Here is a 9567-nt window from a genome sequence, read left to right as displayed (position 1 = left end):
CGGCCTTCGTGGTGATCGCCGTGATCTCGGCGGCCAATCTGCTGTTCCTGTTCCCGCTCGACGCTCGCGCCGGCGATCAGGTCTCCGGCCACGCGCCAAGGCGCGTCGCGGCCTAGGCCGTCCGCTTCATGGTTAAGATCGGGATGGGGGTCGTGAGGATCTGTCCCTTCATCTCCTTGAGCAGCACCTTGCCGTTGGTCGGCAGGGCGAGGATCGTCCGCACGACGTCCATGCCCTCCCTCACCTCCGGCAATGGCACCGGGACAGGAACAGGAAGCTCCAGCCTGAGTAATTCGTCTCAAGGATTGAATAACAGCAACAGCAACAGCAACAGCAATAACAACCAGGCATCGACGTCCGTGCACGATGACGATCAAGCCGAAGACGACAGCGGGTCTGATAGCAGTGCCAGTGGCGATGCGGCCACGGAAAGCGGCGGTGCGGCACAGAAAAGCCTCGACGACAGCACCCGAATCACCGCGCAAAAGGGCAGCAACCAGTTGCTGGTACGCACCCGTCCAGCGCAGTGGGCGGAAATCGAAGCGGCGATCAAGCGTCTGGACAACCCGCCGATGCAGGTGCAAATCGAGACCCGTATTCTCGAAGTCAAACTGACCGGTGAGTTGGACCTCGGCGTTCAGTGGTACTTGGGCAATCTGGCGGGCAACTCCACCAGCACGACGGTGGCCAATACGTCCGGTAGCCAAGGCGCTTTGGGCGGTGGCGGGGCAAGCCTGGGCTCCACCGATTCGCTGTTTTATTCATTCGTCAGCAGCAAGCTGCAATTTGCCCTGCACGCGCTGGAAAGTAGCGGTCGCACCCAAGTGCTGTCGGCACCGTCGTTGGTGGTGATGAACAACCAGCAGGCGCAGATTCAGGTGGGCGATAACATTCCCATCAGCCAGACTACCGTCAACACCACCAACTCGGACACCACCCTGAGTAGCGTTGAATACGTGCAGACCGGGGTCATCCTCGACGTCGTACCGCGTATCAATCCGGGTGGCTTGGTGTACATGGATATTCAGCAACAAGTCAGCGACGCTGCTGATAGCGGCAGCACGACCACCACCACTAATCCGCGCATCTCTACGCGTTCGGTATCGACCCAAGTCGCGGTGCAAAGCGGCCAGACCGTGCTGCTGGGCGGACTGATCAAGCAAGACAACAGCGAGACTGTCGCAGCGGTGCCTTATCTGGGGCGTATTCCTGGCTTGCGGTGGTTGTTCGGTAACACGACCAAATCCAAAGACCGTACCGAACTGATCGTACTGATCACCCCGCGGGTAGTGACCTCAAGCAACCAGGCGCGGCAAGTGACCGATGATTATCGCCAGCAACTGCAGCTGATTAAGCCCCAGGCGACGGTGCAGTAAGAGATGCGCATGGGAGGTGTTGGCAGGTTTGGATTTCACTGGGGTATTGAGCACCCTCTAAATCCTGAACTCGCCCCGGAATCCAACGTCCATATTTTCTCCGGATTCATCGAGCCACCCCGTGCCCAAAATAATCATGCCGCAAACGCCAGCCCAGGCGCAGACAGACCAAGAGGCAAAACTGTTCGGTTCGCCGAAGGATCGACTGGATTTCTATCGCCGCGAAATTCATTTCGAAACCACAAATCTGTCCAGCCGCACCAACGCTTATCTCTCTGCTCAAGCATTTCTGGTGATTGCTTATGCTTCATCCATGGCCAATCTGAACCCGAACTGGGGAGTGATTTTTACCCTGGTGGTACCGCCAATGCTGGCGTTGTTCGGGCTGGCAAGTTCGGTGAGTGCATGGCCTGGAATTAAAGCATCGTGCGACATCATCGATCACTGGTACTACAAACAAAGTGGCCTGCTGCAAAGTGAGCCGGTTATTGGCCTCGCGTATGACGATTCACCTTTATTCAGCAGTTGGGAATCGAGTAATAACGGGCATAAAAAATCGCTTTTGTTCTCGAAAAGAACACCCAAAATGTTTGCAGTTTTATGGTTGTTTCTCGGTGTGTTTGCAGTAGCGGTACACCTGACACATCCGGTACATTAACGCCAAAACTGTTAATTGGTTCTTATACCAACGCTGCGGGTAGGGTTGATGAAAGGGTGGAAGGGGTTATTGTCGTTATCGTATTGATTGGGTAGTGCATCCGTCGGCGCCGTACTTGAACCGAACCAAAATAAGACCGGGGCTTGAAGCCCCTGCGTATCAGAGGGAAATGAATTAATGAGCATGAAACTGGTTTTTAACGGTGTGCTGTACGCGGCAATTGCCTCGGCATCCATGCATGGGTTTGCTGCGGATAAGCCGGGCAACGCCGCCCACATCGCCGTCTATGCGAGTGCTGGGGAAGAGTTGCGCCATTACTCTCTCATGGGTAAAAACGGGAGCCTGAAACTCGATGAGACGCTGCTTTTACCGGCGACTGTCCAGTTTGCCGTGGCCGATCGTGCACACCGGCATTTATATGTGATTTCCAGCAATATAAGCGCTACCAATCCGGGCGACATTAATGTGCTCAGTGCCTTCACTATCGATCAGAAAAGCGGACGTCTGACAGCGTTAGGCACACCCGTTAATTTGAAAGAGCGACCGATTCACCTGACCCTGGACCGAGAGGGGCGTTTCGCCTTGGTCGCGTACAACAAGTCTGCAACCCTCAGCGTGCACCCGATTGAAAAAGACGGCCAAGTCGGCGCAGCAGTCGAGCAGCAACAGCCAGTTCATGCAGGCATCTTCACTCATCAGGTTACGGTGATGCCGAGCAACAAATTTGTCATCGCGGCCGGGCGCGGTAACGATGCGACGCCGGGGCGTCCGGAGGATTTAGGTACTTTGACCACGCTCTCCTACAAAGACGGCCAGTTGAGCCAAGTCAGCAGGGTTGAATTTGAGCCCACGGTGGGGCCGCGGCATGTGGCTTACCCGTCTAAAGCGCCGCTGGCGTACGTAGCGACCGAGCGCGGAAGCAGCATTTATACCTACAAAATTGCCGATAACGGCCAACTTGCCGAGCAAGCATTGTTCAAGACATCCACCCGCGATCCTCACTTGAAGCCTGACGCAAATGAAGGGATCAAGAAAGGTGGGGTGATTCAGCTCAGCCCGAACGGCAAGTTTTTGTACGTGACCAATCGCTCCGATGAGACGGTGAGCGAAGAAGGTCGGACGGTTTTTAAACACGGCGAGAATGACGTGGCGACCTACGCCCTGGATGCCAAGACCGGAGAGCCAAAGCTGTTGCAACACATCGACAGCCAAGGTGTTGAGGCGCGGACCTTCACCGTACTGGAAGATCAACATTTGTTGATTGTCGGCAACCAGAAAAGTGGTTTGGAGAAAAAAGACGGCAAGGTCGTCGAGATCAAAGCCAACCTCGCCGTATTCAACATCAAGCGCGACGGCACCTTGAGCTTCGCCAAGAAGTACGACATCAACGACCCGAGTAAATCGTTGATGTGGGTGGATGCTTACAGCATTGGTGGCTGATCAAAAGCTTCCCGAATAAATTCGGTCCCACAGGTGTTGTGTGTACATCCGTGGGGCCATGCCGAGAGTTTAATGTGGGCCAACCGGGTCGCGTAGCTTTGTTCGGGAAGCAGGCAGCGCGGTACATCAGACAAACCGCGTTGCTTGGTTCAACGAATAGGCAACCCATAACCCTCTGGCTGAAAGCCTTCCAGGCTGCGAATCACTCGATCCGCATGGGCAAATTTCTCTGCGGGCATCGCCGGGTCAGGTACTGCGATGGCCAACATGCCAGCCGCCTTGGCCGCAGTGATACCAAATGGCGAGTCCTCGAACACCATGCACTGGGCTGCAGGAATGCCAAGCCGTTGTGCCGCGACCAGGAAAATATCCGGCGCTGGTTTTGCCGCGCCTACCTGCGGATCATCGGCAGTAACGATGGTATCGAACAGCGCGAACAAGTCTTTGTGTAAGGTGGTTTTCAGATCGAAAAAATGCCTCGAAGAACTGGTTCCCACCGCAATCGGCACGTTGTTCTCCGACAGATGCCTGACTAACGCTTCGGCGCCTGGCATTACTTTAGCGAGCGGAAAACGCTCATCCATCAACGGCGTTCGCGCTTGCAAATATTCATCAATGCTCAGCGGCAGATCCAGTGCCTTGATGATGTAGCTGGCCAAGTCGCGGGCGCCGAGGCCGATGGTGTTTTGCTTGAGGCTCCAGTCAAATTTGCGGCCGTCGTAACGGTCAGAGATGATTTGGGTGACTTCGGTATAGATGCCTTCGGTGTCGAGCAACAGGCCATCCATGTCGAAAATCACGGCGGTTATGGCGCCGAATTCATTAAGCGAAGCATTCATCGGGTGTTTCCGTAGTTTGAAGAAACGAGGCAGTTCAGGTGCGGCCTGCATAGTGGTCGATCAAGCGGTTCAACAAAATGGCCAGGACAATAATCACCCCGGTAAAGGCCATCTGATAGAACGAACCCAAGCCCAGCAAGTTGAAAATATTGCGCAGCACTTGTAAGAGCATAACCGCAACCGCAGTGCCGACCACACTACCACGGCCACCAAACAAGCTCGTCCCGCCCAAGACAACGGCGGCAATCGCATCCAGTTCCAGCCCCTGCGCGGCGGTGGGTTGACCCACATGCAAGCGTGAAGTCATGAGCATCCCGGCGAACGCCGCCAACCCGCCGCAAATTGCGAACACCGCAATAGTGACAGTACGAACCGGCACTCCGGACAAGCGCGCCGCTTCAAGATTACCGCCAGTTGCCAGCACGTACTCGCCGAAAACGGTGTAACGCAACACCAACCACGCCACCACGGTGATCACGATGAACACCAAACCCAGCACCGGAAATACAATGCCTTGGCTCGGCAGGATGTCGATCATTGCTGAACCGATACGGGTAAAACCGGCAGGTAGATTACCAATGGGTGCGCCGTCGGAAGCCAGAAACGTCGCGCCGCGCAGCGAGACCAAACCGGCCAGGGTCACGATGAAACTCGGAACTTTACCGAACACGGTAATGGCGCCCATGAAAGTGCCGATGAATACGCCCACCAGTAACGTCGCCGGTACCGCCAACCAGCCGCCGATCTGCTGTTGCAGCATCACCGAGACCACAATCCCGCCGAAGGCGCAGAGACTGCCCACTGACAAATCAATGTTGGCCGTCAGAATCACAAAGGTCATGCCGATGGCGACAATGCCGACGATGGCACCTTGCTGGAACAAGTTAGCGATGTTGCCGAAGGTCAGGAAGTCGTCGGACAGAAACGTCGCGACCACAACCGCCAGCAGGAAAATGAACACGAAGTTGTAGCGCATGATCCAGTCAAGCGCGGCGCTGCGGCGCACAGTACCGAGCACGGAAACTTTCTCGAAAACAGGCAGTGGGTTACTGGTAGGGGTCATGATGTGTGCACTCGTTTACCGGTCAGAATGGTGTGCTCGATATGATCGCGAGGGGTGGTCAGCGGGTCGAAACACTCCGCGTTGCGGCCTTCATGCATCACCCAGATGCGGTCGCAGTTCACGTACAGCTCGTCCAGTTCGCTGCTGGCGACCAGCACGGCCGAGCCTTCCTGGGCCAAGCTGCGGGCCAATGCGTACAAGTCAGCTTTAGCACCGACATCGAGGCCACGGCTGGGCTCGTCCAGCAGCAACAGGCGTGTGCCTTCGATCACCCACTTGGCCATGACCACTTTCTGTTGATTGCCGCCAGACAATTGCCGCACCGGTTGATCGAGGTTGTCGAACTTGGTTTGCAAACGCTTGAGTACCGGTTCGGTGCGCTGCTTGGCCTGCCAATGGGAAAACCACGTCAAACGGTGGGTGTGCACCAGCGTCGCGTTGCGGTAGATGGGTGCATCCAGCATTAAGCCTTCGGTCTTGCGACTTTCCGGGACCAGGCCGACACCCTGGCGAATGGCATCGCGTGGGGTATTGGGTTTATAGGCCTGACCGAACAGTTCGATGTCGGCGGTGATCCGCCCGGAACCGAACAGCGCCTTAAGCAGGCTGCTGCGCCCGGCACCGTTGAGCCCGGCCAGGCCAACGATTTCGCCTTGGCGTACTTCGAGGCCATGCACATCCAAGCCTTGGGCACCGTGTAAGTTATCGACCTTCAGCGCCAACTCGGCGCGGGGCGGCGTGCGGGCGCTACGCTCCAGCAACTCCCGATGCTCGCCGACTACCGCGTTGATCAGCGCCTGGTCATCAACGTCGCTCAGTTCACGGGTTTCCAGGGTACGGCCGCCGCGCAAGACTGTTACGCGATGGCCAATCTCGCGAATTTCGTTCAGGCGATGGCTGACATACAGCACCGCCACACCGGCCGCCGTGATTTCGCGGATCACTTGAAAAACCCGTTTCAGCTCGGTTTCGTTGAGCGCGGCAGAGGGTTCGTCCATCACTACCAGCTTGGCGTCGCAGGTCAACGCGCGAGCGATGGCTGCCAGTTGTTGGTTGGCGATGGACAGCGTGTCGACCCGCGCCGTGGCGCTGAAATTCGCCCCGACTCGTTTCAACGCTTCAGCGGCGCGGGCACTGCGCTTGGCCCTGGAAATAATCCCGTAGCGGTTGGGCGTGTAGCCAAGCATCAGATTTTCTTCGACGGTCATTTGCCCGATCAAATCGAGTTCTTGATAGATCATCACGATCCCGGCTGCACGGGCTTGCTGCGGATTTTTCAAATCAACGTGACGACCGCACACCAGCATTTCACCGCCATCCGGGCGGTGGGCGCCAGCGACGATTTTCAATAGGGTGCTTTTGCCGGCACCATTGGCACCGAGCAAACAATGGACTTCGCCGGGACGCACGGTCAAAGAGGCGTCGGTCAGTGCCACCACATTCGGTGGAAAACGCTTGGCAAGGTGGCGGATATCGAGAGCCAATTCAGTCATGGTCTTGCTCCAGCAAGAAGCGCGCAGTGGCCTCGTCGGTGGCGAGTACGTTGACGTAGCCGGCGCGGACGCTGGCTTTAACGATTTGATGCTTGTGGGCACCGACGCAGACCGCAATCGACCACGCCTTGTCGCGCAACGCTTGTGGGCGCAGGCCCAGTGTTCGGTCGTCCAGTTCAGGCATCACCACTTGGCCATCCGCGCCGATGAAGCGGCCCATGATGTCGCCGACTGCGCCGCGCCGCTTCAACTCCGCCAACAGCGCGGCATCGATATAGCCGGACTCCATCAACACCGAGTGGGCGGTCAGTTCGCCGAGACTGAAGCAGGCAACCGAGGCTTGCTCGCCCAAGCGCAGCACGTCAGCAATAATCGGGTCTTGTTCCAGCGCCTCCCGAGTGCGGGCGTTGCCGAGGATCGCCGGCACCGGCAATAAGGTTGCCTGGCCGCGCGCCGCATGGGCAAAGCGTTCGGCCACGTTGTGGCTGGGTTCACCCACCGAGCGCGTATTGATAGCGCCGTTGAGCAGCACCACATTCACTGATTCGTTCCAGCGCGGGACCAACCATTGGGCCATTTTGGTCAAGGTTCGACCCCACGACACACCGATCAAGTCCGGTGCCGGTTGCAGGCTGCATAAGTAGCGCGCTGCGGCCTGAGTCACCGCATTCAAACCGCTGTCGTCGCCAACCACGCCCAGCACCAGCGCTTCGCGTAGGCCATAACGCCGCTGTAGCGCTGCCTCCAGTTCGGGCAAGCGTGCAGAACGCGGGATGATCTCAATTCTGACCACGCCGGTTTCCCGGGCTTCGCGCAACAGCCGGCTGACTTGCCAGCGGGTCAGGCCGGTTTCTTTGGAGATATCGCTTTGGGTCTTTTCCAGGTCGTAATACAGCTTGGCCACCTGGACCATCAAATCCTCGCGCTGGGCATCTGAAGACAGCCGGGCGGGTAAGGTTTCGGCGTTCTTCGAATCGGTCAGGGCGTTCATGCGGCAGGCCTCACACCGCGCAGCTTGGCGAGCGCCGGCTTGCAACTGATGGGTGCAACGCTGTCAGTGGCGGCGCGATAACGGCCCAGCAGCTCAACGTATTGTTCGTGGGCTTCGGCGTCAGGTTCGATCAAGGTGCCGCGAGTGGTGAAACTGTCGGCTGCTTCTTGCAAGTGGCTGAACTCGCCCAGCGCGCAGGCGGCAGCCGCGGCGGTGCCGATCAAGGTCAAATTGTCGTGGGCGACCATCTCGAACGGCACGCCGGTGGCATCAATCGTCGCTTGTAGCCACAGTGGGTTTTTCTGAAAACCACCTGCCGCGACCACTCGGGTAATTTCGATACCTTGGGAGCGCCAGGTGTGAAAGATGTTCGCCGAGCCGAGGGCGATAGCTTCAACCGAGGCCCGGTACAAATCGTGTCGGTCATGGTTCAGCGAAAGGCCGAGAATTGCCCCGCGCATGTCGGGCGAGCGATACGGCGTGCGGTTGCCCATCCAATAATCCAGTACCAGCAAACCGGTAGAACCTGGCCGCAACTGGGCGGCTTTTTTAATCATCTGTTGATGCTCGGCGTCGTTGAGTCCGAACATCTTCTGCGCCAGCCAGTTGAGGATCGAACCGGCCGAGACCTGGCCACCTTCCATCAACCATTGGCCATCGAGCAACGCGCCAGGGTAGGGGCCCCAAATACCGGGGACGTCCATACGTTGGGGGGTGTGCATCAGTTGCACCACGGACGTGCCGCCGATGAACAGCAACTCACCGGCGCCGGTGGTCCCAGCGCTGAGCATCGCCATGTGCGCGTCGATTCCGCCTTGGGCGACCAGTGTGTCGCGGCTCAGTCCTAAATGGCTGGCAGCATTGGCGCTCAATTGACCGATGCGACCGCCCACTGGAATCACTTCGCGGGGCAGTTTTTCCGCCAGCTCCGGCACGCCGAGTTCTTCATACAGCTCGACCGGGAAACGCTGGTTCAATGTGTCGTAATTCCACTTGCAACTGGCGTTCAGTTGCGAGGCAACCCAGCGACCCGTCAGTTGAAAGTTAATCCAGTCCACCGCTTCGCAGATGCGATCGGCCTGGGCATACACTTCAGGTTCGTTGTGCGCCAGCCACATGGCTTTGGGGATCAGCCATTCCACTGCATCGCCGCCGGCATTCATCATCGGATGGGTTACCTGTGCGGTGTGCGCGGATTCCTCGGTGGCGCGACAATCCATCCATAGCAAAGCGGGGCGTAACGGTTCGCCATTGCTGCGGGCCGCAACGACAGTCGACGCTGTGGCTGCCACGCACACTGCTGCCACATGCGGATGTCCCGCTAGGGCCATCAAGGTTCGGCACGCACTGCCGAGTGCCGACCACCACTCCTGTGGCGATTGTTCGGCCCAGCCTAACTGCGGATATTCGGTGGCGTAGGGCGCTTCTGCCACCTGCACCAGCTTGTGGCTTTGCAGGTCATACAAGCCTGCCCGTACGCCACCCGTTCCGAAATCCAGTCCCAGCAACAGGGTCATCGTTGTCCTCCTGCGTCTCTGACGACGCTTCTTGTTTTATCGGCTTTGCACTGCATATGACGGGTGGCTAGCAGGTTAGGTCGCTAGCCACGCAATGCGTTCAAGGCCGGAATATCACCTTCGCTGCGATCTCCTTGCGTTCAGCGTAGCGCTTGAACATGTCCGGCAATTCCGAGAGTGGCAGATCGTG

General features: G+C 57.8%; 7 protein-coding genes and 1 pseudogene. 3 read left to right on the top strand and 5 right to left on the bottom strand.

Annotation, left to right across the window (positions count from 1 at the left end; translation table 11 throughout):
- Positions 1 to 218 precede the first annotated feature (218 nt).
- The 3 genes and pseudogenes from M0974_RS18235 to M0974_RS18225 all read left to right on the top strand — a co-directional run.
- Positions 219 to 1376: pseudogene (locus M0974_RS18235) on the top strand (type II secretion system protein GspD); the annotation flags it as partial.
- Positions 1377 to 1512: 136 nt separating this feature from the next.
- Positions 1513 to 2034, top strand: a complete 522-nt coding sequence (locus M0974_RS18230) for a hypothetical protein (protein WP_297839764.1) — start codon at positions 1513 to 1515, stop codon at positions 2032 to 2034.
- 177 nt (positions 2035 to 2211) lie between these two features.
- On the top strand, positions 2212 to 3474 hold the full coding sequence (locus M0974_RS18225; RefSeq protein WP_297839761.1) for a beta-propeller fold lactonase family protein: 1263 nt from the start codon (positions 2212 to 2214) through the stop codon (positions 3472 to 3474).
- 149 nt (positions 3475 to 3623) lie between these two features.
- Here the strand turns inward: M0974_RS18225 and M0974_RS18220 are convergent, their stop codons facing one another.
- Genes M0974_RS18220 through M0974_RS18200 form a run of 5 tightly spaced genes read right to left on the bottom strand, consistent with a single transcriptional unit; the run spans position 3624 to position 9377 of the window.
- Positions 3624 to 4313 (bottom strand): HAD-IA family hydrolase, encoded by a 690-nt coding sequence (locus tag M0974_RS18220; protein WP_297839758.1) that lies wholly within the window; start codon positions 4311 to 4313, stop codon positions 3624 to 3626.
- 34 nt (positions 4314 to 4347) lie between these two features.
- Positions 4348 to 5376 (bottom strand): ABC transporter permease, encoded by a 1029-nt coding sequence (locus tag M0974_RS18215; protein ID WP_297839756.1) that lies wholly within the window; start codon positions 5374 to 5376, stop codon positions 4348 to 4350.
- Positions 5373 to 6869, bottom strand: a complete 1497-nt coding sequence (locus M0974_RS18210) for a sugar ABC transporter ATP-binding protein (protein ID WP_297839753.1) — start codon at positions 6867 to 6869, stop codon at positions 5373 to 5375. The genes M0974_RS18215 and M0974_RS18210 overlap by 4 nt, the downstream gene beginning before the upstream one ends.
- Positions 6862 to 7860: a sugar-binding transcriptional regulator gene (locus tag M0974_RS18205; protein WP_297839749.1), complete on the bottom strand. Its 999-nt coding sequence runs from the start codon at positions 7858 to 7860 to the stop codon at positions 6862 to 6864. The genes M0974_RS18210 and M0974_RS18205 overlap by 8 nt, the downstream gene beginning before the upstream one ends.
- On the bottom strand, positions 7857 to 9377 hold the full coding sequence (locus M0974_RS18200; protein WP_297839746.1) for a ribulokinase: 1521 nt from the start codon (positions 9375 to 9377) through the stop codon (positions 7857 to 7859). The genes M0974_RS18205 and M0974_RS18200 overlap by 4 nt, the downstream gene beginning before the upstream one ends.
- Between the last annotated feature and the right edge of the window lie 190 nt (positions 9378 to 9567).

The organism is Pseudomonas sp., from assembly GCF_026224925.1.
Classification (GTDB): domain Bacteria; phylum Pseudomonadota; class Gammaproteobacteria; order Pseudomonadales; family Pseudomonadaceae; genus Aquipseudomonas.
The sequence above is the reverse complement of the archived record's forward strand: the minus strand, read 5'-3'. Positions and strand labels throughout refer to the sequence as shown.